The organism is Streptomyces sp. NPDC093261 (assembly GCF_044753645.1).
In the GTDB taxonomy this organism is placed as follows: Bacteria; Actinomycetota; Actinomycetes; order Streptomycetales; family Streptomycetaceae; genus Streptomyces.
On the sequence record NZ_JBIVNO010000015.1, the window covers coordinates 14,248 to 40,025 of the forward strand.

General features: G+C 71.0%; 27 protein-coding genes and 3 pseudogenes. 8 read left to right on the forward strand and 22 right to left on the reverse strand.

Features of this window, described 5'->3' with window-relative positions; all coding sequences use genetic code 11:
- Positions 1 to 258 precede the first annotated feature (258 nt).
- From ACIP94_RS27150 to ACIP94_RS27220, 15 genes are all read right to left on the reverse strand, one after another.
- Positions 259 to 1,014, reverse strand: coding sequence for a hypothetical protein (locus tag ACIP94_RS27150; protein WP_402430920.1), 756 nt, complete (start codon positions 1,012 to 1,014; stop codon positions 259 to 261).
- 34 nt (positions 1,015 to 1,048) lie between these two features.
- Positions 1,049 to 1,582: a hypothetical protein gene (locus tag ACIP94_RS27155; protein ID WP_402430923.1), complete on the reverse strand. Its 534-nt coding sequence runs from the start codon at positions 1,580 to 1,582 to the stop codon at positions 1,049 to 1,051.
- On the reverse strand, positions 1,555 to 2,829 hold the full coding sequence (locus ACIP94_RS27160) for an MCE family protein (protein ID WP_402430926.1): 1,275 nt from the start codon (positions 2,827 to 2,829) through the stop codon (positions 1,555 to 1,557). Before ACIP94_RS27160 ends, ACIP94_RS27155 begins: the two co-directional genes overlap by 28 nt.
- Positions 2,826 to 4,109 carry an MCE family protein gene (locus tag ACIP94_RS27165; RefSeq protein ID WP_402430929.1) on the reverse strand — a complete coding sequence of 428 codons (1,284 nt, stop codon included), beginning with the start codon at positions 4,107 to 4,109 and terminating at the stop codon, positions 2,826 to 2,828. Before ACIP94_RS27165 ends, ACIP94_RS27160 begins: the two co-directional genes overlap by 4 nt.
- On the reverse strand, positions 4,106 to 5,215 hold the full coding sequence (locus tag ACIP94_RS27170; protein ID WP_402430932.1) for an MCE family protein: 1,110 nt from the start codon (positions 5,213 to 5,215) through the stop codon (positions 4,106 to 4,108). The genes ACIP94_RS27165 and ACIP94_RS27170 overlap by 4 nt, the downstream gene beginning before the upstream one ends.
- A complete protein-coding gene (locus ACIP94_RS27175) occupies positions 5,212 to 6,375 on the reverse strand; it encodes an MCE family protein (RefSeq protein WP_402430935.1) in 1,164 nt (387 codons plus the stop codon). The genes ACIP94_RS27170 and ACIP94_RS27175 overlap by 4 nt, the downstream gene beginning before the upstream one ends.
- The gene (locus ACIP94_RS27180) at positions 6,372 to 7,412 is read right to left on the reverse strand and encodes an MCE family protein (protein WP_402430938.1); all 1,041 of its coding nucleotides are present in this window, start codon (positions 7,410 to 7,412) and stop codon (positions 6,372 to 6,374) included. The genes ACIP94_RS27175 and ACIP94_RS27180 overlap by 4 nt, the downstream gene beginning before the upstream one ends.
- On the reverse strand, positions 7,409 to 8,656 hold the full coding sequence (locus ACIP94_RS27185) for an MCE family protein (RefSeq protein ID WP_402430941.1): 1,248 nt from the start codon (positions 8,654 to 8,656) through the stop codon (positions 7,409 to 7,411). The genes ACIP94_RS27180 and ACIP94_RS27185 overlap by 4 nt, the downstream gene beginning before the upstream one ends.
- Before the next feature lie 20 nt (positions 8,657 to 8,676).
- The gene (locus tag ACIP94_RS27190) at positions 8,677 to 9,501 is read right to left on the reverse strand and encodes an MlaE family ABC transporter permease (RefSeq protein ID WP_402430944.1); all 825 of its coding nucleotides are present in this window, start codon (positions 9,499 to 9,501) and stop codon (positions 8,677 to 8,679) included.
- A 3-nt stretch (positions 9,502 to 9,504) separates the two neighbouring features.
- On the reverse strand, positions 9,505 to 10,275 hold the full coding sequence (locus ACIP94_RS27195; RefSeq protein WP_402430947.1) for an MlaE family ABC transporter permease: 771 nt from the start codon (positions 10,273 to 10,275) through the stop codon (positions 9,505 to 9,507).
- A complete protein-coding gene (locus ACIP94_RS27200) occupies positions 10,272 to 11,201 on the reverse strand; it encodes an ABC transporter ATP-binding protein (RefSeq protein ID WP_402431355.1) in 930 nt (309 codons plus the stop codon). The genes ACIP94_RS27195 and ACIP94_RS27200 overlap by 4 nt, the downstream gene beginning before the upstream one ends.
- A 106-nt stretch (positions 11,202 to 11,307) precedes the next feature.
- Entirely contained in the window at positions 11,308 to 12,351 is a 1,044-nt protein-coding gene (locus ACIP94_RS27205) for a sigma-70 family RNA polymerase sigma factor (RefSeq protein WP_402430950.1), read from the reverse strand.
- Positions 12,352 to 12,452: 101 nt separating this feature from the next.
- Positions 12,453 to 13,427, reverse strand: a complete 975-nt coding sequence (locus tag ACIP94_RS27210) for a lytic transglycosylase domain-containing protein (protein ID WP_402431358.1) — start codon at positions 13,425 to 13,427, stop codon at positions 12,453 to 12,455.
- Between the two features lie 279 nt (positions 13,428 to 13,706).
- Entirely contained in the window at positions 13,707 to 13,868 is a 162-nt protein-coding gene (locus ACIP94_RS27215; protein ID WP_402430953.1) for a hypothetical protein, read from the reverse strand.
- Between the two features lie 62 nt (positions 13,869 to 13,930).
- Positions 13,931 to 14,185: a hypothetical protein gene (locus ACIP94_RS27220; protein WP_402430956.1), complete on the reverse strand. Its 255-nt coding sequence runs from the start codon at positions 14,183 to 14,185 to the stop codon at positions 13,931 to 13,933.
- A gap of 197 nt (positions 14,186 to 14,382) precedes the next feature.
- Between ACIP94_RS27220 and ACIP94_RS27225 the strand changes: the two genes are divergently transcribed.
- On the forward strand, positions 14,383 to 14,952 hold the full coding sequence (locus ACIP94_RS27225) for a dihydrofolate reductase family protein (RefSeq protein ID WP_402430959.1): 570 nt from the start codon (positions 14,383 to 14,385) through the stop codon (positions 14,950 to 14,952).
- 146 nt (positions 14,953 to 15,098) lie between these two features.
- Here ACIP94_RS27225 and ACIP94_RS27230 read toward each other — a convergent pair whose 3' ends face one another.
- From ACIP94_RS27230 to ACIP94_RS27240, 3 genes are all read right to left on the reverse strand, one after another.
- Positions 15,099 to 15,248, reverse strand: a complete 150-nt coding sequence (locus tag ACIP94_RS27230) for a hypothetical protein (RefSeq protein ID WP_402430962.1) — start codon at positions 15,246 to 15,248, stop codon at positions 15,099 to 15,101.
- 13 nt (positions 15,249 to 15,261) lie between these two features.
- A complete protein-coding gene (locus tag ACIP94_RS27235; protein ID WP_402430965.1) occupies positions 15,262 to 16,107 on the reverse strand; it encodes an aldo/keto reductase in 846 nt (281 codons plus the stop codon).
- A gap of 100 nt (positions 16,108 to 16,207) precedes the next feature.
- The gene (locus tag ACIP94_RS27240; protein ID WP_402431361.1) at positions 16,208 to 17,548 is read right to left on the reverse strand and encodes an MFS transporter; all 1,341 of its coding nucleotides are present in this window, start codon (positions 17,546 to 17,548) and stop codon (positions 16,208 to 16,210) included.
- Positions 17,549 to 17,663: 115 nt separating this feature from the next.
- Here ACIP94_RS27240 and ACIP94_RS27245 point away from each other — a divergent pair, with 115 nt between their 5' ends.
- Complete coding sequence (locus tag ACIP94_RS27245; protein WP_402430968.1) at positions 17,664 to 18,554, forward strand: LysR family transcriptional regulator; 891 nt, start codon at positions 17,664 to 17,666, stop codon at positions 18,552 to 18,554.
- A gap of 210 nt (positions 18,555 to 18,764) precedes the next feature.
- Here ACIP94_RS27245 and ACIP94_RS27250 read toward each other — a convergent pair whose 3' ends face one another.
- Together ACIP94_RS27250 and ACIP94_RS27255 are read right to left on the reverse strand one after the other, a co-directional pair.
- Positions 18,765 to 19,145: a DUF2267 domain-containing protein gene (locus tag ACIP94_RS27250; RefSeq protein ID WP_402430971.1), complete on the reverse strand. Its 381-nt coding sequence runs from the start codon at positions 19,143 to 19,145 to the stop codon at positions 18,765 to 18,767.
- Positions 19,138 to 19,362 carry a hypothetical protein gene (locus ACIP94_RS27255; protein WP_402430974.1) on the reverse strand — a complete coding sequence of 75 codons (225 nt, stop codon included), beginning with the start codon at positions 19,360 to 19,362 and terminating at the stop codon, positions 19,138 to 19,140. Before ACIP94_RS27255 ends, ACIP94_RS27250 begins: the two co-directional genes overlap by 8 nt.
- A 218-nt stretch (positions 19,363 to 19,580) precedes the next feature.
- Between ACIP94_RS27255 and ACIP94_RS27260 the strand changes: the two genes are divergently transcribed.
- Both ACIP94_RS27260 and ACIP94_RS27265 read left to right on the forward strand, forming a co-directional pair.
- Complete coding sequence (locus ACIP94_RS27260; RefSeq protein ID WP_402430976.1) at positions 19,581 to 21,005, forward strand: NAD-dependent succinate-semialdehyde dehydrogenase; 1,425 nt, start codon at positions 19,581 to 19,583, stop codon at positions 21,003 to 21,005.
- A gap of 343 nt (positions 21,006 to 21,348) precedes the next feature.
- Positions 21,349 to 21,981, forward strand: a pseudogene (locus ACIP94_RS27265) (HAD family hydrolase); the annotation flags it as partial.
- A 271-nt stretch (positions 21,982 to 22,252) separates the two neighbouring features.
- Here the strand turns inward: ACIP94_RS27265 and ACIP94_RS27270 are convergent.
- The gene (locus ACIP94_RS27270; protein WP_402430979.1) at positions 22,253 to 22,573 is read right to left on the reverse strand and encodes a DUF2795 domain-containing protein; all 321 of its coding nucleotides are present in this window, start codon (positions 22,571 to 22,573) and stop codon (positions 22,253 to 22,255) included.
- A 127-nt stretch (positions 22,574 to 22,700) separates the two neighbouring features.
- On the opposite strand from ACIP94_RS27270, the gene ACIP94_RS27275 reads away from it, so the two are divergent.
- The 4 genes and pseudogenes from ACIP94_RS27275 to ACIP94_RS27290 form a co-directional block, all read left to right on the forward strand.
- A complete protein-coding gene (locus ACIP94_RS27275) occupies positions 22,701 to 22,916 on the forward strand; it encodes a hypothetical protein (protein WP_402430982.1) in 216 nt (71 codons plus the stop codon).
- Positions 22,906 to 23,199 (forward strand): annotated as a pseudogene (locus tag ACIP94_RS27280) (transposase); the annotation flags it as partial. The gene ACIP94_RS27275 and the pseudogene ACIP94_RS27280, both read left to right, overlap by 11 nt.
- 172 nt (positions 23,200 to 23,371) lie before the next feature.
- On the forward strand, positions 23,372 to 24,520 hold the full coding sequence (locus ACIP94_RS27285; RefSeq protein ID WP_402430985.1) for a hypothetical protein: 1,149 nt from the start codon (positions 23,372 to 23,374) through the stop codon (positions 24,518 to 24,520).
- A 332-nt stretch (positions 24,521 to 24,852) separates the two neighbouring features.
- Positions 24,853 to 25,174 (forward strand): annotated as a pseudogene (locus ACIP94_RS27290) (transposase); the annotation flags it as partial.
- A gap of 158 nt (positions 25,175 to 25,332) precedes the next feature.
- Here ACIP94_RS27290 and ACIP94_RS27295 read toward each other — a convergent pair.
- Positions 25,333 to 25,578, reverse strand: coding sequence for a hypothetical protein (locus tag ACIP94_RS27295; protein ID WP_402430988.1), 246 nt, complete (start codon positions 25,576 to 25,578; stop codon positions 25,333 to 25,335).
- Positions 25,579 to 25,778 lie beyond the last annotated feature (200 nt).

Consider the following 25,778-nt stretch of genomic DNA (forward strand, 5'->3'; position numbering starts at 1 on the left):
GCGGTCCCGTAACCCGGCTGCGGACGCGAACGGTCGCGTGTGCGGGGGTGCATGCCGTCCCGGCAATCGCCGTGCGCGCACCCGGGTCCCCGGGCGCTGCCCCGCCCGCCGCAGACAGTCAGCCCGATCCCCAGACCGCTTGATCCGCAAAAGCAGGGGCCCACCGCAGCGTCGGCGGGGCCCCTGCGCCTGAGTACGAGGTCGTGCGAGAGGTGTACCCAGCCCCGATCAACTCGGCGCACCGAAGCATATGCCTGGTCAGAGGGCGTCGACGCCACTCACCTTCCAGCCGTCGGAGGTGCGCGTGAGCGTCAGTCGCACCCTGTTCAGGTCCAGCCGGGGCTGCGGGGCCTGGGTGCTCTGGGTGACCTGGTTGACGAAGAGCAGGACGACGGCCTTGTCCGGTGTGGCCGACACGACGGACGCAGCAGGGGTGCCGCCGTCGGAGGGTGTGGCCACGGTCGCCTTGACCACGCCGTGGTACTTCGTGGCCGTCGGCGCGACCACCGTCTTCGTCGTCCTGCCGTACTGGTCGCGGAAGTGCCCGGTCAGCAGCACGCGGGCCCGGGCGAAATCCCGGTCGAGATGCCGGTAGTCGTACGACAGCACGACCGGCGCCGCCTTCCGCGCGGCCGCGAGGGCCTCGCCCCGGGCCTGCTCCGCCTGCCGCCCCTGCCGGTACTGCCACCCGAGGACGGTGGCCATGACCAGGGCTGCCACGAGGACGAGGCCCAGTACCGCGGGGAGCAGACTCCGTCCGACCCTGCGCGCGGGCGCGCTCTCCTCCGGCCCCTTCGCGAAGGCCTCGGGCTCGGGCTCCGGCGGGTCCTCCCAGCCGTCGGCCGGGGGCTCGACGAGCAGGGTGCGCCCGGGAACGGCTTCCTCTTCCCGGCGGTCAGCGCGTTCGGGGCGTGCCGGCCGCCCGGCGCGCTTGGCCGCGGCGCGGGCGGCCGCGGTCATGGTGCGGCGGGCCGGGGAGCCGGTGCCGCGGGTGCGGGAGGTCGGGTTCGCCACGGTGTCTCTCCTCATTGACGGCCTCACAGTCGGATCAGCCCACGAACGTGACATCGGAGGTCAGCCAGCGGCCGGCCACGCGCACGAGGTCGAGTTGGAGCCGGTAGGTGCGCGGCTGGCCCTGGGGCGCGGCGGTGTTGGTCACCTTGCCGTCGGCCACGACCAGGACCCGGGCCGAGCGCGCGTCGGACCGCATGATGCCCGCTTCCAGGACCTGCCCCTCGGACACCGACTTGTTCTGGGCGACGAGCTTCGTCAGCTGCGCGGTCTGCGCGGCGAACTGCTTCTTGAAGTCGCCGGTGGCGCCCTGCAGCACGGTGCGGCTGTCCCGGTCGTAGTGCCGGTAGTCGAGCGAGGTGAAGTTCACCGCAGACTGGCGGGCCGCCGCCAGGATGTCCTGACGGCGGTGCTCCGCCGCGCGCTGGTCGGCCAGCTTCAGGCCCAGCCAGACACACAGCACGGTCGTCAGCGCGGTCGCGGCGACGAGACCCGCCGACAGCAGCCTCGCCCGGCCCCCTGTCACGCTCGCCCGGCCCCCTGTCACGCCATAGGTCCCACGAGCAGCCATGGCCACGACTCCTTTCCGAACACGGTCTGTTCGCCGCCCGTCGAGCCGATCTCGACGGTCGTTCCGTCCGGGCCGGTCACGGTGCCGGTCTCCGGGTCGTACGGGGCCACGAACGCGGCCTGGTCGGGGCTGTACCGACCGGTGGCCGGGCCGGGCGCGTTCTGGGCACCGCGCACCGAGGTCGTGCTGCCGCGCGGTGCCGTGCAGCGCGCGCCGGTGTTCGCCGGGCGCGTGCCGGTGTCGGCGGGGTCGCGCCGCTGGGTGCCGTAGCCCTGGGTGCACGCGGGCGGGTCGTCGGCGTTCACGGTCAGCCCGAAGTGGGTGGTGCCGTCACCGGGGATGACCGTGTAGCTGCCCGCGACCGTGAGCGGGAGCGTGACCAGGGCCTGTTCGACGCCGGGCAGCCGGGCCAGGGTGATCTGGCCGCCACTGACGAGGTTGGCCAGCAGGACCGGCACGTGCGGCCGGGTGGACTTCAGCAGGGAGTCCAACTGCTGGGCGGCGGGGGCGGTGTTGCCGATCAGTCTGCGCAGATCGCCGTCACTCGACTTCAGCTGCTCGGTGAGCGTGGCCAGGTCGCGGGAGAACGACTTGATGGCCGAGCCCTGGTCGGCCTGTGTCTTGAGCACCTTCCGCGAGTCCTCGATCAGCGAGACCGTCTGGGGGAGCGACCCGGACGCCGACTCGACCAGCGCGTTGCCGGAGTCCACCAGCCGGCTCAGGTTCGGTCCGGTGCCGGCGAAGGCCTTGCCCAACTCGTCCACGGTGACCCGCAGATCGTCCTTGCCGACCGAGTTGACCAGCCGGTCGAGGCTGAGGACCAGGTCGGTGACCGGCAGCGGGGTGCGGGTGCTGCTGCGCGGGATGGGGCTGCCGTCCATGAGGTACGGCCCGCCCGACCGCCGCGGCTGGAGGTCGACGTACTGCTCGCCCACCGCAGAACGGTCGGCGACCACCGCGAGGGTGTCGGCCGGGATCCTCGGGGCGCCGTCCTCGATCTTCAGCGCCACCGACACCCCGGACCCGGTCAGCTGCAGATCGCCCACGCGGCCTACCGGCACGCCACGGTAGGTGACCTCGGCGCCGGGGAAGACGCCCCCGGACTCCGCGAAGTCGGCGCGCACGGTGTACCCGCGGTGCAGGACGTCGTCCACGAGGCCCGTGTACCGGGCGCCGACGTACGACACCCCGAGGGCGGTGACGGTCGCGAAGGCGAGCAGCTGGGCCCTGACCGTACGTGTGATCACGGCATGATCCCCTTCAGCATCAGCTCGGCGAGGCCGAGATCGATCCCGGGCGGGAGGCGACGTGAGCCGCCCCCGGTGCCGTAGGCCGCGGTGCACACGGGCGGGCACAGCAGGGTGCTGCCGTCGGAGGGTGTCGCGGGCACGCTGGGTGGGGAGGGCACGGGGGGCACGGACGGGGTGCCCGGCAGGGACGGGACGGACGGGAGAGGGGTGGGAGTGGGGAGGCCGGGAAGGTGCGGGGCCTTGGGGGCCGGGGGCTTCCCGCCCTTGCCCGCCTTGCCGGTGACGTTGCCGTACAGGTCCGCCAGGTCGAGGTCGGCGGTGATCTTCAGGTTGACGTAGTCGCCCTTGACGGCGTCCGTCGCGTTGCGCGGGAACGGGTAAGTGGTCAGGATTTCCAAGGAGTTGGGCAGGTCGTCGCCCGCCTTGTTCAACTCCTGCAGGATGGGCTGGAGCCTCTTCAGGTCGGCGACGGTGTCGTCGTGGGAGGCGTTCACCACCCTGGTGCCGGTCTTGCCGAGTGTCGACAGGGCGGTGAGCATCTTCGTCAGGTCCTTGCGCTGGTCGGCGAGGGCCTTCAGAGCGGGTGGCATGGTGTCGACGGCCAGGGCGATCGTCTTCTTCTCCTTCTTCAGTCGCTTCGCCAGCCGGTCGACGCCCTTGAGCGCGCGCACGATCTCCGCCCGCCGGCCGTCGAGGCCGCCGAGGAACGTGTCGAGCTGCTTCAGCAGCGACCTGACCCGGTCCTCGCGGCCGCTGAGGGCCTTGTTCAGCTCGACGGTGATCGTCTTCAGCTGGGCCACCCCGCCGCCGTTGAGTAGCGCGGACAGGGCCGACAGCACCTCCTCGACCTCCGGGTTGCGGCCGCTGCGGGAGAGCGGGATGAGGTCGCCGTCGTGGAGCCGTCCGACGGGCGCGGTGCCGGCCGGCGCGGACAGGGCGACGTACTTCTCGCCGAGCATGCTGGTCTGTCTCAGGTCGGCGACCGCGTTGCCGGGCAGCTTCACCGAGTCGGCGACGCGCAGCCGTACCCGCGCGTGCCAGCCGTCCAGCTCCACCTTCTCGACGGTGCCCACGGTGACGTCGTCGACCTTGACCGCCGACTGCGGCACCAGGTCCAGGACGTCCCGGAACTCGACGGTGACGTGATAGGCGTGGCCGTCCGAGGCGGCGCCGCCGGGGAGCGGGACGTCGTACCAGCCGTTGAACTCGCAGCCGGTCAGCAGCAGCGAGCCGGTCGCCGTCCAGGCGGCCACCCGCGCCAGGCGTTTCACGCTCATGCCGGTGCCCCCAGGATTCCGCCGAGGGTCTTGTCGACCGTGCCCGTCGACACCGGGGCCGACGGCACCTTGGGCAGGGAGTCGAAGAGCTTCTTCAGCGCGGCGCAGTTGTCGTGTTCGTCGCCGGTCGTCTTCAGGATCGAGCAGAGCAGTGATGACGGATCCTGAGGAGCCTGCGCGTTGTTGCGGGTGTCGAGGGTGCCGGCGGCGGGGTTGTAGGCGTTCTGCAGGTTCGACAGGCCCGTTGGGGCGACGGTCAACAGCTCCTCCAGTGCGGCCCGTTGGGTGACGAGCACCTTGGTGACCTTGGCCAGGCCGTGTACGTCCGAGGACAGCGCCTGCTTGTTGCCCTTCACGAAGCCGGCCACGTCACCGAGTGCGGCGGCCAGGTACTTCAGCGCGGCGGCGAGATCCTCGCGCTCCCCGGCCAGTTGCCCGGCCACGTCGGCGAGGTCGGTGTTGAACGACCGCACGCTGGTGTCGTCCGCCGCCAGCGCGGCCGTGAACACCTGAAGGTTCCGTACGGTCCCGAACAGGTCGCCGCGCCCGTCGGACAGCGTGGTGACGGCCTGGGACAGGTCGTCCACCGTCTGGTTGAGGTTCCGGCCCTGTCCCCGGAGGTTGTCCGCGCTCACCCCGAGCAGCCGGGACAGCGAGCCCTGCTTGTTGGCGCCGTTCGGGCCGAGCGCCTCGGCGGTGGTGTGCAGGCTGTCGAAGATCCGGTCCAGCTCGACGGGGACGGCCGTACGGGACTCGGGGATGACGTCTCCGTCCCGCATGACCGCGCCCTTTCGGTACACCGGCAGCAGTTGCACGTAACGGTCGCTTACCACCGAGGAGTTGACGATGGCGGCCTGTGCGTCGGCGGGGACCTTGCGCCCCCGGTCGTACTCCAGCTCCACCCGAACCCGGTCGCCCTCCGGCGTGATCTTCCTGACCTCGCCGATGCGAACGCCGAGGACGCGGACGTCCGAGCCGGGGTAGATGCCGACCGTGCGCGGGAAGTACGCCGTGACGTGGACGGGGACGGGGCCGGGCCACAGGACGACGGCGAGGCCGGCGACGACCGCGAGCGCGGTGAACAGGGCCAGGAGTCTGCGGGTCATCGGGTGCCTCCCGTCCGCGGGGTGACCGGAGCGGCGACCAGGTTCTGGACGTAGGAGTCGAACCAGCGGCCGTTTCCGAGGGTGTTGGTGAAGAGCCGCACGTACGGGGCGAGGAGTTGGACGCTGCGGTCGAGGCTCGCCTGGTTGCGTTCGAGCATCTTCAGGAAGGTGTCGAGGTTCTTCAGTGCGGGCCCGATCTCCTTGCTGTTGTCGTCGACCAGGCCGGACAGCTCGACGCCCAGCAGTGCGGAACTCTTGAGCAGGGTGTGGATCGCCGCGCGCCGGTTGTCGATCTCCTTGAACAGCGCGTCACCGTCCTTCACCAGCGCGGAGAAGTCCTTGGTGTGACCGGCCAGCACCTTGGTGACCCCGTTCGCATGGTCGAGGAGCCCGCGCAGCGCCCGGTCACGCGAGGCGACGGTCCGGGAGATTCGTGACAGTCCCTTGATCGACGCCCGCACGTCCTCGGGGGAGTCCTGGAAGGTGAGGGAGATGGTGTCCAGCGCCTTCGCGAGCCGGTCCGTGTCGATCGCCTCGGTGGTGGTCGTCAGGTCGCTGAAGGCCTGGACGACGTCGTACGCCGACACGGTCCGGCCGAGCGGGATCTCGCTGCCCGGCTTCAACTGGCCGGGCCCCTGCGGGTAGAGGGCCAGGTACTTCGCGCCGAGGATTGTCCTGACGCGGATCGCCGCGCCCGTGTCGGTGCCGAACCCGGGGTGGCCCTTCACCTTGAAGGTGACCTTGACGTGATCGCCGTCCAGGTCGACGCCCTCGACCTTGCCCACCTTCACCCCGGCGATCCGTACCTCGTCGCCCGGCTTGAGCCCGCCGGCCTCGGAGAAGGCCGCGCTGTAGGTGTCGCCGCCACCGATCAGCGGCAGGCTGTCGGCGTTGAAGGCGGCAAGCGTGAGCAGCGCGAGGACGGTGAGGCCGACGGCGCCCACGACGACCGCGTTACGCTCGCGGAAGGGCTTCAGGCGCGGGCGCCCCAGCCGGAGCCCGGGCAGTTTCGGTGGCAGGACGCGCACCTTGACCAACGGCTGGGGGCGGGGCCTGCGCTTCGGCAGCAGCCGCGGGAGCCTGGGCAGCTTCGGGGGCAGGATCCGTACCTTCACCAGGGGCTCGGGTCGGTTCCGCCGCCTTGGGAGACGCAGTCTCATCCGCCACACCTCGCCCGTGCCACGTGCAGGTCCGGGGTGATCACCTGCTTGGTCTTCGGCAGCACGACCCGGCCGTCGAAGTCGCAGAGGTAGAAGTTGAACCAGGAGCCGTACGACGCCGTCCCGGTCAGTGCGTTGAGCTTGTTCGGCAGCCGCTTCAGGACGCCCTCCACGGTGTTGTCGTTCTTGTTCAGCGTGCCGGTGAGACCGCCGAGCCCGGCGATGTCTTCCTTCAGCGGTGGACGCGCGTCCTTCAGCAGTCCCGACGTGACATCCGTGAGGTCGCCGATACTCACGAGCGACTCCCCGATGGGCTTGCGGTCGGCGGACAGCCCCGAGACCACCCGGCGCAGCTGTGTGAGCAGCCCGGAGAAGCGGGAGCCGCGCTTGTCGAGCGTGTCCAGGACGGTGTTGAGGTTGTCGACCACCGAGCCGATCAGCTTGTCGCGGTCGGCGAGGGTGGTGGTGAGCGAGGCCGTGTGCGCGAGGAGGCTGTTCACCGTGCCACCCTCGCCCTGGAGGGTCTGGACGATTTCGGTGGCGAGCTGGTTGACGCCGCTCGGGCTGAGCGCGGCGAACAGCGGCTTGAAGCCGTTCAGCAGGGCGTTGAGGTCCAGCGCCGGCTGGGTCCGGGACAGCGGGATGGTGCCGCCCGGCCGCAGCCGGGCGGTGACGTCGCCGGGGCCCTCGGTGAGCGCGATGTACCGCTGCCCGACCAGGTTGCGGTAGCGGACGACCGCGTGGGTCCCCGCGAGCAGCGGCCGGTCCGCGCGGACGGTGAACGTGACCTCCGCCAGGGTCCGGTCCTTGACCCGGATGCCCTCGACCTCTCCCACCCGCACTCCGGCCACACGGATGTCGTCACCGGTCTCCAGCCCGGTGACGTCGGTGAACACGGCGTGGTAGGTGTCCTTCGGGGCGAAGGAGATGTTCGCGATGGTGGCGGCGAGCAGCGCCGTCGCCGCGATCGTGACCAGTGCGAAGAGGCTGAACTTGACCAGCGGGGCGGCGGTCTGCCGGGCTCCTGACCTGCTCATGCGACACTCACCGCCGTTCCGCGCGCGAGCGGACCGAACAGCAGGGTCGCGACGGGCGGCACCTGGTCGGCGGGGACGCCCATGACGGGGGCCACGAGCGAGCCGACGGCCCGCTGCTCGGCCCGGGTGGCGGACACGTTGACACCTCCGGGGAGTGCGCCGCCGGAACCTCCGGCCGACGTACCGTCACTGAGATGGGGTTTCGGGCCGGGCACCGGGGGATGCGGCAGGCCACGGCAGTTCGGGCCGGACCGCTCGCCGTACACCGGCTCCTCACCGGGCCGGTACGCCCCCTGCGGCCGGACGGCTTCGAGGGTGATCCGCATCTCGCCGCCCCGGAAGGCGTCCTCCGAGGCCTTCTCCTGACGGACCAGTCCCGTCAGCAGGCACGGGTACTCGGGGGAGTAGCGGGCGAACAGCTCCAGCGTGGGGCGGGAGACCCGGCCCAGGGTGATCAGCCGGTCGCCGTTCTCGGACAGGAAGCCGTTCGCCGTGTCCGCCACGGAAGCGGTCGAGCGGAGCGCGGCGGCCAGCCGGTCCTTCTCGTCGACGATCGTCCGGCTGGTGGTGACCGTGTTGCGCAGGATCCGCATCAGGTCGGGCGCGGCGTCGCCGTACACCTCGGCGACGTCCGCGAACCGCGAGATGTCCTCCTTGAGCGAGGGCATGTGAGGGTTGAGGCGGCGCAGATAGCCCTCGACCCGGCCGAGGTTGTCACCGATCCGGTCGCCGCGGCCCTCCAGCGCTGTGGCGAACGCCGAGAGCGTGGCGTCGAGCTCACCCGGCTGGACCGTGCGCAGCAGTGGCAGCAGGTCGTTCATCAGCTGCTGCACCTCGATGCCGGCCTTCGTGCGGTCCTGGGTGATGACGTCTCCGGCGCGGATGGGCCGAGCCGACGACCGCGCCGAACGCGGGGGCGGGACCAGGTCGACGTACTTCTCGCCGAACAGCGTCTTGGGCAGCAGGCGGGCGTGCACGTCCGAGGGGATGTACGGGACGTACCGGGGATCGAGCGCGATGTCGAGCGTGGCCTTCGTGCCGTCCGCGTGCACCTCGCGCACCTCGCCGACCAGCAGCCCGCGCAGCTTGACGTCGGCGCGTGGATCGAGCTGGTTGCCGAGAGTGCCGGCCTGCAGGGTGACGGGCACGACGGACGTGAACGCCTGCTGGTAGACGGCCACCGCCAGCGACAGCAGCAGCGCGAGCACGGCGAGGAAGGCGATCCCGTACAGCCTGAGTCTCATTCTGTGCGTGCGCACCGCTCTCACCCCGCTATCCGTACGGTCGTGGTGGCGCCCCAGATCGCGAGGCTCAGGAAGAAGTCCAGGACGTTGACGGCGACGATCGAGGTGCGCACCGCACGGCCCACCGCGACGCCGACGCCCGCCGGGCCGCCGCTCGCGTGGTAGCCGTAGTAGCAGTGCACCAGGATGATCAGCACGGCGAAGACGATCACCTTGCCGAAGGACCAGAACACGTCGACGGGCGGCAGGTACTGGTGGAAGTAGTGGTCGTACGTGCCCGTCGACTGCCCGTAGTAGCCGGTGGTGATGGTGCGGGCGGCCAGGTACGAGGACAGCAGCCCGATCACGTACAGCGGGATCACCGCGACGAAGCCGGCGACCATCCTCGTGGTCACCAGGAACGGCAGCGACGGGACGCCCATCACCTCCAGCGCGTCGGTCTCCTCGCTGATCCGCATCGCACCGAGCTGCGCGGTGAACCCGGCGCCGACCGTCGCGGACAGGGCGAGCCCGGCCACCAGCGGGGCGATCTCCCGGGTGTTGAAGTACGCCGACAGGAACGCCACGAAGTTGGAGGTGCCGAGCTGGTTGAGGGCCGCGTAGCCCTGGAGGCCGACCTCGGTGCCGGTGAAGAAGGACAGGAACGCGATCACGCCGACCGTGCCTCCGACGACGGCGAGCGCGCCGCGACCGAAGCTCACCTCGGCGAGCAGCCGCAGGATCTCCTTCTTGTAGCGGCGCAGGGTGCGGCCCGTCCACGCGAGCGAGCGCCCGTAGAAGGACAGTTGGGCGCCCAGCTCTTCGAGCGAGCGAAAGGGACGGTCGAGGACTTTTTGAGGTCTCATCGGCTAACCCCTCTGCGGGACGACCTGGAAGTACACCGCGGTCATCACGAAGTTGGTCACGAACAGCAGCATGAAGGTGATCACCACGGACTGGTTGACGGCATCGCCCACGCCCTTCGGACCGCCCTGTGCCGTCAGCCCCTTGTACGAGGCGACGATCGCCGCGATGGCCCCGAACACGAGCGCCTTGATCTCCGCCGCCCACAGGTCGGACAGCTGGGCGAGGGTGGTGAAGGACGCAAGGTAGGCGCCGGGCGTCCCGTGCTGGAGGACGACGTTGAAGAAATAGCCGCCCGCGACACCGACGACCGAGACGAGGCCGTTGAGCAGCACGGCCACGACCATCGACGCCAGCACGCGCGGTACGACGAGCCGGTGGATCGGGTCGATGCCGAGCACCTGCATCGCGTCGATCTCGTCCCGGATCCTGCGCGCCCCGAGGTCCGCACAGATCGCCGTGCCGCCCGCGCCCGCGATCAGCAGCGCGGTGACGATCGGCGAGGCCTCGCGCAGCACCGCGAGCACGGACGCGGCACCGGAGAAGGACTGCGCGCCCAACTGCCGGGTCAGGCTGCCGATCTGCAGAGCGATGACCGCGCCGAAGGGGATCGAGACCAGTGCCGTCGGCAGAATGGTGACGCTCGCGACGAACCACGCCTGCTGGATGAACTCCCGTGCCTGGAAGGGCCGCCGGGGCAGGGTGCGGACGACGTCCAGCGCCATCGCGAAGAGGTTGCCCGAGTGCCGGAGCGCACCTGCCGGGGAGAGCCTCATGCGCTGCTCACCCCCGTCCCGTGCAGCGCCGCCTCGCGTCTCGCGATCGCCTCCCAGCGGGGCGGCCGGGTGATGCCGGGACCGGGCAGCAGGCGGGGAGTCAGGTCGCGCACTCGTGGACCCTCGTCGATCTGGGCCAGCTCCTGCTCGACCTGGGCCGCGTCCTTCTCCTCCGCCATGCCGATCGGCCCCTGCATCCGGCCGTTCAGGAACTGCCGCACGACGGGCTCGTCACTGGTCAGCAGCTCCTCGCGGCGCCCGAACATCACCAGCTCGCGCCGGAACAGCAGCCCGATGTTGTCCGGGACCTGCCGGGCCGAGGCGATGTCGTGGGTGACGATCAGGAAGGTCGCGTCGATCTGTGCGTTGAGGTCGACGATGAGCTGGTTGAGGTAGGCCACGCGGACCGGGTCCAGGCCCGAGTCCGGCTCGTCGAACAGGATGATCTCCGGGTCGAGGACCAGGGCGCGGGCGAGGCCGGCACGCTTGCGCATACCGCCGGAGATCTCGCCGGGCAGCTTCCCCTCGGCGCCGATCAGCCCGACCATGTCCATCTTCTCCAGCACGATGCGCCGGATCTCGCTCTCGGACCTGCGGGTGTGCTCACGCAGCGGGAAGGCGATGTTGTCGTACAGGTTCATCGAGCCGAACAGCGCGCCGTCCTGGAAGAGCACGCCGAAAAGCTTCCGCACCTCGTACAGGTCGTGCTCACGGAGCCTGGTGATGTCCCGGCCCTGGATCGTGATGGAGCCGCGCTCCGGCTTCAGCAGCCCCACGAGCGTCTTGAGGAACACCGACTTGCCCGTCCCCGAGGGGCCGAGCATCACCGAGACCTCCCCGGCGGGCAGCGTCAGCGAGACGTCCTGCCAGATGACCTGGTGGCCGAAGGACTTGGTCAGCCCTTCCACACAGATCTCGACACCCATCCGGTCCACCCTTCGCCCGTGGAGCAGCTCGTACATCTGCTCTACGGGGGAGGTGGGGGCGTCCGTCGCGGCGACCGGAATTTTCTTCGGACGCGTCTACGGCGTGCTACGGCAGCTTCGGCGACGGCGTGCCCGAAGGCGTCCTCGGGGCGGGGACGGGGGAGGAGAACGCAGCGGCCGGCACCGTCGGGACCGCGGGAAGCGATGGAACCGACGAGGGGGCCGACCTCGCCGGCAGGTCCGGCACCTTCGGCACGTCGGGCACCTGCGGGACCTGCGGCGCCGACAGCCCTGGGAGCGGGGAGGAGGACACGTCCGGCAGGGACGGCACCGGCAGCGGCAGGGACGTTCCCCCGGTGTGTGAGGGCGTCCGACTCCGGGCCCCGGGCGCCGCGGGCGAGGAGGTGCGCGTCCTGGGTGCGCGTCCCCGGCCCGTGGCGTCGCCGTGCCGGACCTGCGCGTAGCCGGACACGGCCGGCCGCGGTGTCGGACCGTTCCCGTTTCCGCCCGCGTCGAGCGCGTACGGCAGCACGAATCCCGCCACCGCGAGGGTCGCCGCCGTCGAGGTCACCGCGACCGCCTGGGCCTTGCCACCCCCGCGCAGCCGCCCGCGCGCGACCAGGAACAGCACCAGTCCGAGCGTCCCGGCCAGCGAGGCGCGCAGCGTCCGCCGGGCCCGGGCGAGCAGGGACTCGACGGTCCGGTAGCTGAGCCCCATCCGCACCGCGACCTGGCTCACGTCCAGGTCCTCGGACTTCAGCCGGAGCGCCTCCGCCTGCCGGGCGGGCAGCTCACCGCTGCGCACGGCGAGCCACTTCGCCTCGGCCCGGTCGCACACCGCCTCCTCGACGGGTACCGGGCCCGGCGCGAGAAGCGTGGGGCGGCTGCCCACCTCGGCCTCGCGGTTGACCTGCCGGTAGCGGTCGACGCACAGCCGCATCGTCACCGTCGTCAGCCAGGCGCCGAGCCGCTCGTCGTCGAGGTCCGGGCGTTCCGCGGCCCGCAACATCGCCTCGTGTACGGCGTCCTCGGCGTCCTCCCGGCTCATGGAGCGTCGCCGGGCCACCTTGAGCAGCTGCTCGCGGTGGCTCCACATGCGCTGCCAACGCTCCTCGGTGGCCGCTGTGTCCGCAGGCATGTCCGTCGCCATGAGGGCCCCTTCGCACTCACCCGCCGGTCCTGTGCTTCCGGCGGGTGGCGACATTACCGCCGAGTAGTGGTGGTTGTGGAGGGGGCGACGCCCATCGTCTTTCAGCCGTTGCCGATGGTCAGCGGCCCCGCGTCGGGCAGCACACCGCCGCCCGGGAGCGTGAGGGTCGGCTCGGGGACGGGGAGCGGCGTCCCGGACGGCGACGGGACGCCGGCCGTACGGGACGGGCGGGGCGAGGGTGAGGCGGGCGGTGTCGACAGCGTGCGCGAGGGACCAGGGCCCGGCTTCCGGTCGTCGGAGGGCGTCGTCGGCGAGGGCTTCGGGCTCTTCGGGCGGGACGGCTTCGGCGGGTCCGACCGGGATCCGGCGGACGCGTCCGGCACCACGCTGTGCCCGGTCAGGTAGTACGCGTACCAGGCCTTGACGGTGCGCAGATAGGCGTCCGAGTGGTTGTAGCCCAGGATCGCCCGGTCCAGGTCGGCGGGGTGCGACAGGTCCCGGCCGCCCGCGCACAGGTAGCGGCCGGCGGCGAGCGCCGCGTCGTAGACGTTGTTCGGGTCCGATCGTCCGTCGCCGTTGCCGTCCGCGCCCCAGCGGACCCAGGTGGACGGGATGAACTGCATCGGGCCGACCGCGCGGTCGTACACCGCGTCCCCGTCGTACGCGCCGCCGTCGGTGTCGGGCACGAGGGCGAAGGCGCCGCCGGTCAGCCGCGGGCCGAGGATGGGCGTCACGGTCGTACCGTCCGGGGTCACCCGGCCTCCCCATGCCTGCCCGGACTCCACTTGGCCGATCGCGGCCAGCAGCTGCCAGCGCAGCCGACAGCCGGGCGCGCTGCGCGCCAGCTCCTCCTCGGCACGCCGGTACGCGGTGAACACGCTCACGGGCAGGGCGCCGCCGCCCGTCGCTCCCTGTGCCGAGCCGTTCTTCCGTGTCCGCAGTGGGGGAAGGGCCGTTCGGTAGGGGGTGTCGCCGGACGCGCTGGGGCCGTGCTCGGCGGGCGCCGCCCTACGCGCGGGCGTCGCCGCCTCGGCCGAGACCGCCCTCGGCGCCTGCGACGCGGTCAGGACGGCCATCGCCGCCGCCGCGACCGCCGTACCCCTGGCACCCTTCAGTGCCCCCCTGAATGCACGCGCTGTCACTGTGCAGTCCCCTCCTTGGGTGAATCCGTCGTCTGCTCTACGCGGTCGGCGGGCAGGTCCGTCGCGCGGAACCGGGCGACGGGGCGGGCGCCTCTTCGGGAGCGGGGTACACACGCGTGTCCGTCGAGGGCTCACCGAGCGGTCGGGGCGGTCACCGCCCCCGAGCGGCGGCCCGCCCGACCCCGCGCGGGGCGGGGGCGGGCTGTTGCCGTGTCAGCTCATCGTGGAGGAGTCCAGACCGAACAGGTCGCCGCGCCCCGGCCGCCTGGTCGAACACGACGACCGGGCATAGCTGAGCGTGGACGCGGCGGCGGGCGCGAGGTCCCGGGCGGGCGCGGCCGGTATGGGCGTGACGGCGGTGCTGGTCCTGACCACGGCGGCTTGCCGGCAGCAACACGAGAGCTTCCCGGGGGCGCTCCATGGCAGGGACACGGACGTCAGCGCGGCGGTCGGGTGGCGCTGGTGTGCCCGTGGCGGCACCGGTATCCGGGACGGTCGTGGCTCCAGTGGGACGCCATGCGCCGATCGCGGACGCCGCAGCACAGCAGCCCGGCCAGGAGACAGGTGCGTCCGGGTACCGTCTCCCGGCGGATGCGCGCGTTCTGGACGGTGTCGAAATCGGCCTCGCTGACCGGCGCCGGGTGCGCTGGAAGGGCGGAGACGATCCAGTCGCTGGGAGCGTTCCCGCGCATGACGTCGCGGTGGCCGAGGGTGGTGTTCGCGGGATCGACGAGGTCGTGGTCGGCATCGTGGTGCGGGTTCAGGGCTCCGTCTGCGTGCCGGTTTGCCTGGCCCCGGCGCCTCCATGCGTCGAGATCCCGCGAGCCGCGATGAGCCCTGCGGCGTACGGCGGTCGTACCGTCGAACCCATTAGCCAGGAGGACTTCTGATGCGTAGCGTGACCTATTCGATGAACGTCTCACTTGACGGCTACATCGTCGGGCCGGACGGCGGCTTCGACTGGACGGTGCCGGACGAGGAGGTGTTTCGCCTCGCCACCGACGAGGTGCGAGAGGCCGCCGTCCACCTGTTGGGACGACGGCTGTACGAGACGATGCTGTACTGGGAGACCGCCGACCAGAATCCGTCGCTCGACTTCTCAACGCTCGAGTTCGCCGCGATCTGGAAGCCGCTCCCCAAGGTGGTGTTCTCCACCACCTTGTCGGCAGTACAGGGCAATGCCCGCCTGGCCTCCGGCGGCCTGGCGGAGGAGATCGAACGGTTGCGAGCCCAGCCGGGGGAGGGTGACATCGCGATCGGCGGCGCGACTCTCGCCGCCGAGGCGGCCGCGTTGGACCTGATCGACGAGTACCGGGCCAGGGTCTACCCGGTGCTGGTCGGCGGGGGCATTCCGTTCTTCCCTCAGCACGAGCGCCGGGTGGATCTCGAACTCCTCGAGACCCGCACCTTCAGTTCGCGAGTCGTCCACCTCCGCTACCGCGTGGCGCGCCAGACGTGAGGTGGCGAGTTCGCCGACATGGAGGGGCGGGACCCGCATCGCCTGGGCTGACGCTGCCCTACCGGGCACCGCGCTGTACCAGTCGAGGAGGCCCATGAAGACGTACAGGCGTACCACCAGCCGTGCCAGGCCGGGGTGCCGGGGGGTCACGACGCCGGATACGCCTCCACCTCGCTGAACTGACCTGCGGGCCAGTCCGTGTCGGCGCTCACCGTCTGCCGCAGATGGCGCGGGTTGGCGCCGCTCGGAACGGCGACGGTCGTGGTGTTGCCGGAAGCCGGGCCGAAACGCGCCATCCTGTCGACTCCTTCACAGCATCTCCAGGGGCGTGGGCCCGCTGGGCGGCGGGAACGCCTCGTCGAGGGCGTCGAGCGCCTCGGTGGGAAGGTGGAGGTCCACTGCGCCGCGGTTCTCCCGAACGTGGTCGGGTGATCCGGAACGCGGGATCGCGGCCACCCCCTGTGCCAGCACCCAGGCGAGTGCCACCTGCGCCGGCGTGGCTCCGAGGGCCCGGGCCACGGCACCCAGAGCCTCGACCTTCAGCAGCCGCCCCTGCTCGATCGGGGAGTAGGCCAAGACCGTGACCCCGGCCTCGCGGCACCAGGGGAGGAGATCCCACTCGATGCCGCGCCGGGAGAGGTTGTACAGCACCTGGTCGACGGCCACGTCGTCGCCACCGGGAAGGGCGGTGAGCTCGGCCATGTCGGCGACGTCCAGATTGCTCACGCCCCAGTAACGGATCTTCTCCGCCTCCATCAGGTCGGTGAATCCCGCAAGGGTCTCCTCCAGTGGCCACCGTCCCCGCCAGTGCAGCAGGTAGAGGTCCAGCCGTTCCGTACGGAGCCGCCGCAGGCTGCCCTCGCAGGCGGCGACGGTGCCCTTCCGGTCGGCGTGGCCGGGCAGCACCTTGCTGACGAGGAAGACCTCCTCCCGGCGTCCCCGCAGGGCCTCCCCGACGAGCTCCTCGGCTGCGCCGTCGCCGTACATCTCCGCCGTGTCGACGACGGTCATGCCCAGGTCCACGCCCAGCCGCAGCGCGGCGATCTCCTGTTCCCGCCGGGCCGGGTCCTCGCCCAGGTACCAGGTGCCCTGCCCGAGCGCCGCGATCTCCTCACCGGAGGGGAGCGCGATCGTTCCGGCCGATTCCGCAGACATCTCAGGCCTCCCGTCTGCCGCGGATCCGTGTCACGCGCACCCGCACCGAGTGCCCAGGTCCGCGCCTCCCAGACACCGGTGTCGCATGCGCCGCAGGAGGTCAGGAGGGGCGGGCGGACTGCGCCGAGCGCGCGCCGGGACCGGGTGCGCGATCGCGCAACGCGACGGCGACCGACACAACGGCGCCGCAGGAGAGGACCGCCGCGAAGCCGATCATCGCCGTCTGCACGGCGAAGTGCCGCAGGGCGATGCTGAACAGGACGGACGGCAGGCCCATTCCGAGGTACGCGACGACGAAGAACACGGCGAGGACCCCCGCGCGTGAGGCGGGCTCGGCCACTGAAACGGCACGCTCGACGCCTCCCTTGAACAGCAGCCCGGAGCCGGCTCCCGACAGGGACACGGCGACCAGGTAGAGCCAGAGCGCCGGGTGGTAGAGGGCGACGGCGCACAGGACCAGGCCGACCGGGAAGACCACTGCCCCCACCGTCAGGACCCGGGGCAGTGGGAGCCGGCCCAGCACCAGCTGGGCGGCCGCCGCCGAACCGAACATGAGGAAGGCCGCCAGGCCGACCACGAGGTGCGAGTCGGTGTGCAGGGTGCCGTGGAGCACGCTCGCCCCGAGGGAGGAGATCAGGCCGAGGATCGCGAAGGCGAAGGCGCCCAGCGCGCCGGCCGCGCCGAACGTCCGCCGGCCGCCGGGGCGCAGGACGAACCTGCTGGGCGCTTCGGCCTCGGGCAGCTCCAGGTCCACGGTCTCCGGGGTGGACAGCACCAGCGCCAGGCACACTGCCATGGCGAGCGTGAAGATGGCCTGGGTGGTGATCAGGGGCGTGGGAAGCCACTCGGCGGCGGCTCCGGCGACCAGGGGCCCTGAGGCCAGGCCGCCGAGGTTGGCGGCGGTGGCCACGATGCCGGGCAGCACCGAGCCCGTCCGTCGCGGACGGGCCTCGTGGTGGAGGTCGTGCAGGTACGTCGTCGCGGTCGAGGCCATCAGCCCCAGTCCGACACCGTTCAGGATCCTGCCCGCGATCAGCCCCGGCAGGTCCCGCCACAGGATCAGTACGACCGACGCGACGATGCCGACCAGCAGCGCCGGGACGATGATGCGCCGCCGGCCGAGCCGGTCCGACAGGTGTCCCAGTCCGAGGAAGGCGGCCGCTGCGCCCACGACCATCGAGGCGTACGCCACCGTGACCGTGGTCGCGCCGAAGTGGTCCCGGGCCTCGTACAGCGGCCACAGCGGGGTCGGCGCGGTGCCGAAGGCCATCAGCACGGTGAAGGCCGCCGCCACGAACCAGAAGCCGGTCGTGTGCGAGGCACGGCGCCGGGCAGGGGCGCGGGGCGGCAGGCCGGCGGGAGCGGGTGCTGGGATCCGGTGGGTCGGGTGGCCGGGAGCGTCGGCGGTGGGACGGCTCAGCGGCGTCGGAACGGCGGGCAGGGGTACCCCTCCTCAGGCGGAAGTGGATGGCGCGCTTTCCATCCTCCTCACCAGCCTGGATCAGTGCCAACGAATGTTTTTGCTGGGGTCCAGCAATGTGAGTGATACTTCTCGTGTGGAGCTACGTCAGCTTGAGCACTTCATCGCGGTCGCCGAGGAGCTGAGTTTCACGCGTGCCGCCCGTCGGCTGCACGTGGTGCAGTCCGGGGTGTCCGCCGCGATCCGCTCCCTGGAGCGCGAGCTCGGCTGCGCGCTGTTCGAGCGCACGTCGCAGCAGGTCCGGCTCACCGGGGCGGGCGCGGCGCTGCTGCCGGAGGCTCGGGCCACCCTGCACGCCGCCCAGGCGGCCCAGGACGCCGTGCGCGCCGCGGAGGACACGTTGCGCGGGACGGTGAATGTGGGCGCCATGGCGTCGGTCGAGGTGGTGGACCTGCCTGCGCTCCTCGGGCAGCTGCACGCGCGGCATCCGGCGATCGACGTCCGGCTGCGGCTGGCGACGACCGGCTCCGCGGGACTGGCGCACGCGCTGCTCAGCGGGGACCTGGACGTGGCCTTCCTGTCGCTGCCCGAGCACAAGCCTGCCGGGATCGACGCACGGGAGCTGGCCACCGTGCCGCTCGTCCTGGCGGTGAGCGCCGCCCATCCGCTCGCGCAGCGGGGGGAGGTGGCGCTTGCGGACCTCGCGGGGGAGCCCTTCGTGGACTTCCCGCCGGGTTACGGCAACCGCGAGGTGGTCGACCGGGTGTTCGCGGCGGCGGGCGTCGTGCGCCGGGTGGCACTGGAGGTGCCCGACATCGACATGGGGGCGGCACTGGTCCGGCACGGTCTGGGCATCGCCTTCCTGCCCGCGTTCGCCGTTGCCCGCACCCCCGGCCTGCACGTCCTGGACGTCCACGGCACCATGCTCCGCTGGAGCATGCATCTCGGCACGTCGTCGACCCGGCGGCCCAGCTCGGCCCTGCGGGCGCTGCTCGACCTCGTCGACCTGCACGTCATCGCCCTGTGATGCCCGGGCCGCGGCCCGGGCATCACAGGGCGATGGTGTCCGGCCCCCCGCGTCCGCCTCGCTTCGGCCGCGCACATCTGCGCAGCATCCGCTGACGCTGAGGGACCAGCGGTCCGAGGGCGTCACCCACCGCGCCGTCCGTCCCCGGCGCACACGCAGCGTCCGGGGCCGCCGGCGCCGCGACGCGGGCACCGTGCCGAAGGCTCCGGGTCACCCGGCGGATTCGAGGGCCCGGGAGAAGTCCGATCCGAGCTGCGACAACAGGTCGTTGAACTCCTTCTCGCTGATCGCCTCCCGGAGCACGGCCAGTACGGTCCGCACACCCCGGTCGGCTTCCTCCTCCTTGAGCATGGTGCGTTCGGCCACGCGCCGCACGCTGTCATAGTGGCCGAAGCGCTCGATGCGGTCCGTGGTTCCCCGGCGCACCGCCTCCGCGAGGCCCTCGGGGAGTTCGGTGATCAGGTCCCTGGCCTCCCCGGAGCTCAGCCTGTGGGCCAGTGTCTCGAGCGTGGCCCAGGTGAGGTCCGCCGCCTCCTGCCGGCTCAGTCCGGTGCGCTCGGCGACGGTACGGACGAATTCCTGCTCATCCATGCGTCGTCCTCCTTCGCTGCTGTGTTGCGACGAACGGCGCGGCCCCCCTGCAAGCCTGCCACGCCGATCCGGCCCGCGCCCGCGCACGGACGGCGGTGACCACGACCACCCCCAGCTTGACGCCTCCGTGCGCCGTGGTGTGCAGGGCCTTGCCGGCCAGGATGGGGTTGAAGACGTTGAGTCCGGCGTATTGCACATGGGCGAAGACCCCCACCATGAGGGCACACGGTGCCGGCCACGATGGCGACGAGGGACCAGAGGAGGTTGCCGTCCTCGGTGAGGCCGATCAGTCCCACTGCCGGTGTGGCGCTCTGCGCGTTCGACGTGAACCCCGGAGGACCCAGGTGCCACAGCTTGCCGTGGCATGGGACGCATCAGCAGGTGTGAGCGGGTCCGGGCGTGGGAACTCGAAGTGCCCGACTCCAGGGAGGCGCCATGGACGCCCATGTCACTGGCCAGGGGAGCCCCATCGCCACGGTCAACCCGTACACCGGTGAAAGGGTTCGGGAGTTCTCGGCCCTGAGCGCGGAGGACGTAGGACGCGCGATCGACGCGGCGCACCGTAGCTTTGCGGACTGGCGTGCCCGGCCGAGGGCCGACCGCGGGGCCCTGGTGCAACACGCCGGCCGGCTCATGAGGGAGCGCAAGGAGGATCTGGCGCGGCTGCTGACCCTCGAGGTCGGCAAGCTGATCAACTCCAGCCGTGCAGAGGTCGACCTCGCGTCCGACATCCTCACCTACTACGGCGAGCACGGCCCCGAGCTGCTGGAAGAGCGACCCCTGCCGGTGGCCAAGGGCACGGCCGTGCTGGTGAACGAGCCGCTCGGCGTCCTTCTCGGTGTGATGCCCTGGAACTTCCCGCTGTACCAGGTGGTCCGATTCGCGGGTCCCAACCTCGTCCTCGGCAACACGATCCTGCTCAAGCACGCGAGCAGTTGCCCCCAGTCCGCACTGGCACTCGAGCAGCTGTTCAGGGATGCGGGTGTGCCAACCGGGGTCTATACCAACCTTTTCGTGCCGGGCAAGGACGTCGGGAAGATCATCGATGACCCTCGTGTCCAGGGAGCGTCACTGACCGGAAGCGAGCGGGCGGGTATGAGCTTGGGCGAGATCGCCGGCCGCAATGTCAAGAAGTCCGTCCTCGAGCTGGGTGGCAGCGATCCCTTCATCGTGCTGGACGGTCACAACCTCGAGCGCACCGTGTACGCCGCGTTCCTCGGCCGGATGGGCAACACCGGGCAGTGCTGCGTGGCGGCCAAGCGCTTCATCGCCCTTGCCGACGTCTACGACGCCTTCCTCACCGGGCTGCGCGACCGGATGAGCGAGGTGCGACCGGGAGATCCGGCCGACCCCGCCACCACGCTCGGCCCGCTGTCCTCCGAGGCCGCGGCCGAACTCCTGATGGAGCAGGTCCGTGACGCGGTGGACAAGGGAGCCACGGTGGTGCTGGGCGGTGGGCGGCCCGACCTGCCGGGCGCCTTCGTCGAGCCGACCGTCCTCACCGACGTCACACCGGACATGCGGGCCTACCGGGAAGAGCTCTTCGGCCCCGTCGCCACGGTCTACCGGGTCGCCGACGAGGACGAGGCCGTGGCATTGGCCAACACCTCCCCCTACGGCCTGGGAGGCGCGGTCTTCGCCGCCGACCCGGAACGTGCTCGCGGGGTCGCGGACCGGCTGGAGGCGGGCATGGTGTGGATCAACCACCCGACCGCGTCCCGACCGGAGCTGCCCTTCGGCGGCATCAAGCGCTCTGGCTACGGGCGCGAACTCGGCGACGTGGGCATCGTGGAATTCGCCAACCGCAAGCTCGTGCGCTACGTGGACGCCGACGCCCCGATCGAAGAGGTGCTGGGCTGACCTACGAGCGCTCTCGATGGCGAGCCGGTGGTGTGCCGAGCGGGACAGGCTGGCGTTCGAGCGGCCACAGCAGCGGCTCGCCGGACGCGGGACGACTGCAGATATGCGGCAACGGCCGTGCGGCAGCCCGTGGACAGCACAGAACCACCGAGGGCGACGATATCGTCCTCCCCGGCGGACTCGAACACCAAAGTGGCGAGCGTCGACAGCTCGAACCCTCACCCAACTGCCCCGGTGCCGTCTCGCGAGAGGCCGGATTCCTGACCCGTCCGCCGTGTATCGCTGACCTTCCGAGAACCGCCCGCTCGTCCGCGGTGTCTCAGCCCGCTGGGTCCTCGTCGACAGCGTCTACCAGCACGTCATCGCCTGGCAGCAGGCGTTGAGCGAGATGGGCATCGGCCTGGCGATCTGGCGGATCCACCGGAGGATCGGGATGAGCGGTGGCCTGCTCGTGCAGGCCATGATGCGCGAGACCGGCGTACGGCTGACGCCGAAGGAGGCCGATGAACTGCAGAATGCCCATCACCGCCACTTCGAAGGCTGGACGAACGCCATCCGGCCGCTGCCCGGAGCCGCCGAGCTTCTCCGGACGCTGACGGACTGCGGCGTCCCCTGGACGATCGCCACCAGCGCCCGCCGGGACGATGCCGCACCCATGTTCGCCAGACTCGCCGTGCCGCCTGACGTGCCGACGGTCACCCGCGAGGAAGTCAGCCGCGCCAAACCCGACCCCGATCTGTTCCTGGCGGGCGCGGCGCGGCTCGGCATCCCCGCCCGCGACTGTGTCGTCGTCGGAGACAGTGTGTGGGATCTGCTAGGTGCGCGGCGGGCGGAGGCACTCGGAGTGGGGCTGCTGTCCGGAGGATACGGGCAGGACGAACTGGAGCGGGCCCAGGCGTTCCGGGTGTACGCCGACCCCCTCGACCTGCTGGGGCACATCGACGAACTCGGCGTCCGGGAGGCGCACGGCGCCTGAGCGCGACGCATCCGTCCTGGGCGGTCCGGCACCCGGGGACGGATGAGGATGGCGGCACTGCTCGGAGGCGTTGCGGAACTCTTCACAGGGCGATGGACAAAGGCGGCCGGAGGGCTTGCCCGGGTGTGCGGGGGCAGCGGGACGCTCGCCGCGCCGCCCGGCCTGGGAACCGGAAGGCCAGTTCCCCTTCTTGATCTCCACATGCGGCGGCGAATGTGTTCGATTCACTGTCCGTGGGGCGTACCGGTGTCCGCATGCCGTGCGGGGTGGATCAGGACTGGTCGAGTTCGTCCTGAACGGGCGGCTTGGGGACGTCACGCAGGTGCTGCGACTGGCCGGGGCGGCCGCCGAGCCGGGCCTGCTCCGCGCGCTGCGCCGCGCTCAGGTTCAGGTCGGATGCCGGGTCGACGCGCACCGACCTGGCCACCTCATCCCGGTTGCCGTACTCGTCCGGGGGAATGGCGCGAAGCGCCTTGACCACTTCCTCGGGCGCTCCGGCCTTCTCGGCGGCCTGGACCAGTTCCTCTTTGCCCGCAGGGAAGTCGACGTCCTGCAGCGCGTCCAGGACGTCCCGTACGCTTGTGGAAGACATTATCTCCTCCTCCGCTTTTGTCCCGGGACACTTCGTACTCGTGCCCTACCCGTGTCATTCCGGACAAAACCGGCTGCCGGCGATGTCAAAGCACTCAGGGGAATCCTGTGCCCCGACGGCCGAATCCATGGGAGATCACCTGCCCGGCAATATCGAACGTGCCGCCCTGCGCGGCGCGGCTCAGGCCGCCGAGCAGATCCTCGCGAACACCGCTGAGCGGGCCGAGCAGGCCGAGCGGCAGTACCCGCAGGACCCGTACGCCCAGCGCGTCGCCGAGCTCGGGATGCTCACCGGTGCGTTGAAGGGCCCTGCCGGACGCGGTGCGCCTCTGTGCGGTTCGTGACTACGACCACGACAGCTACCGCAAGCAGGTCCGTGCCCGCGGCATCCTGCCCGTCATCGCACGGCGCGGCACCGGGCACGGCAGCGGTCCCGGCGTCTACAGGTGGGTGGTCGAGCGGACCTTTGCCTGGTTGCACGGTTTCCGCCGACTGCGGGTGCGCTGGGAACGACGCGCGGACATGCACGAGGCGTTCCTCGAACTCGCCTGCTGTCTGATCACGCCAGGTCGCGGGTTGCGTTCCCGCCCGCGGGGGACCCTGCTGAGGCGACGGGAAGTGGTCTGATCCTACAGGCTGGTTGGACGATGATGCGGCCTCTTGACCGAATCTGCTGCTGTGTCCGGGTGAGGAGGCATTGCGGCTCATGGGGACATGTGCGGGGGGCAGTTTTACTCCCGGTGTCCGCGACACGGCGGGCCGTCTGCGCACCGGCGGTCCCCGCACTTCAAGGAGAGCCATGCGATACACCACACTGTCCGGCATCGTGGCCCTGGCCACGATCGTGGTCAACGGCGTGAGCGCGGTACCGGCCGTGGCGGGCGGCGATCACGGCCATCACGGCATTTCGGTGCCGTGCGACACCACAGCGCTGACCACGGCGATCGCCACGGCGCCGGCGGGATCCACGCTCGTCCTCGCTCGCCACTGCACCTACCACCTGACGACCGCCTACGCCGGCGCCGACGGGCTGCCCCCCATCGACAAGCAGCTCACCATCGAAGGCCGGGACGCCACCATCGTCCGTGACGGGCCGACGGCCGGCGCCTTCCGGATCTTCCACGTCACCTCCACCGGTGACCTCCGGCTCGACGACGTCACAATCCGCGGCGGCAACGCACCCGACGGCGGGGGAGGCATCCTCGTCGACACCTCCGGCAATCTGAAGCTCACCAAGGTCGCCCTCGACAACAACCACGCCGACTCCCAGGGAGGGGGCGTCGATGTCGTGTCAGGAGCCACGGCGTACATCAGCCGCAGCTGGTTCACCTTCAACAACTCGGGCGGCTCGGGCGGAGGCCTGCAGTCGGACGGTACCGTCACCACCGACGGGGTCGAGTTCGACCGCAACTTCGCCGTGAGCAACGGCGGTGGCATCGACCACGACAGCGGTGACGGCGTCTATCGCAACACCACTCTCCAGTACAACACCGTCGGCAATGACGGCGGCGGCATCGACATCGACGGCGGCACAGTCCAGTTCGTCAACAGCAAGATCCTCAACAACACCACCACGGGTATTCAAGGCGGCGGGATCTGGAACGGAGCCTCGCTGACGCTCATCAAGACGGAGGTCTCAGGCAACGTCGTGGGAGGCGCCGACGGCGGGGGCGGGGGGATCTACACCGAGGCCACCCTGGTGGTGCAGAACAGCTCGGTCGACCGCAACAGCGCCAACGGTTCGGGCAACTCCCAGGCGGGCGGCATCTACAACGATTCCGGTGCGGTTACGCTCGATCACAGCGAGGTGAACAACAACGCCTCCACCGTCGCACCAGGCGGCGTGTTGACCGACACCCAGTTCACGGTGAACCGGTCCGAGATCCGGCGCAACATCCCCACCAACTGCGCGGGCAGCCCCCTCATCGTCACCGGCTGCGCCGGCTGACACAACCCCCGATCCCCCGCCCCGCACCGACAGCCAACTCCGGTGCGGGGCGCCGGTCGTTGCCGGGCCGCCAGGCTCAGCACATCAGAGGGCCGGCGTGGGCACGCACCTGCCCGCACACGTCGGGCAACGCTCGACCGCCGCCCGGACACGGCTCACAGCTTCGATCCACCTCATTCTGTTAGCCGGTGTAAGGCGCCCGTGGAAGACTCTCACTGACGAGGTGCCTTGCCGTGGGCGGCGGATGGAAGCGTAGGAACTCCCATTCTCGCAGGTCAGCGGGTACCTCTTCTCATTTCGCCGTCCATCGGCCGACCGTTGCGCGGTGGATCCTACGCGGCATCCCGCCGATCCGCTCCCGCTGTGGCCCGCGCAGGCGGCGGCCCGCCAAGCTCCACGCGGACAAGGGATACGACTACGACCACCTGGGCCGATGGCTACGCCGGCGGGGCATCCGGCGCCGCATCGCCCGCAAGGGCATCGAGTCCTCCACTCGGCTGGGCCGGCACCGCCGGACGATCGAGCGCACCATGTCCTGGCCGGCTGTCCGGCTGCCGCCGCCTCCACCGCGGCTACGAGCGTCAAGCGGCGCACTTCCTGGGGTTCACCGCCATCGCCTGCAGCCCCATCTGCTACCGCAGACTCACCACATGAGACGGCGCATTACAGTCCCGCCTTGTCGAGTGACCCATCAGCGGGTCACCTGAACACCCTTGTGTCGCACGAGAGTGATCGTGAGTTCCGCCTCCCCGCGCGGAGCGCACGGAGGCGGAACTCGGACACCGCGGTTGTGCCGCTGTCAGACGGCGGGATTACCGGACCCAGCCGGAGTAGACACCACCGGACTTGTAGGACCGGCCTGCCGGGCATGTGGCGTAGGAGCCGCGCCGGTCACCCGCCCAGCGGTGTGGGCCGAAGTAACGGGTGTTCCCGGAACAGTTGACGTAGCCCCAGTACTGCCAGTTGGGACCGTTGCCGTCGCACCATCCACCGGCCCACTTCGTGCCGGCCTTGTGGTAGGGGTAGCACTTCCCGAGCCAGCTACCGGCCGGCTTCATGCTCCCGCTGCTGGTGTTCAGAGCTGCTGGAGACAGGGCTCCGCCGAGTGATGTCCTTGCCGCGCCCAGTGGGGTGCCTGCCGCTGCCGAGGTTGCGGCCGACGTGAGTGGCTGATGGGCCTGTGCCGGGCTGGAGAGGACAGCTCCCGCCCCGAGTGTGAGAGCGGCGACTGCGGCTGCGGCAGCGATGCTGTTGCGTG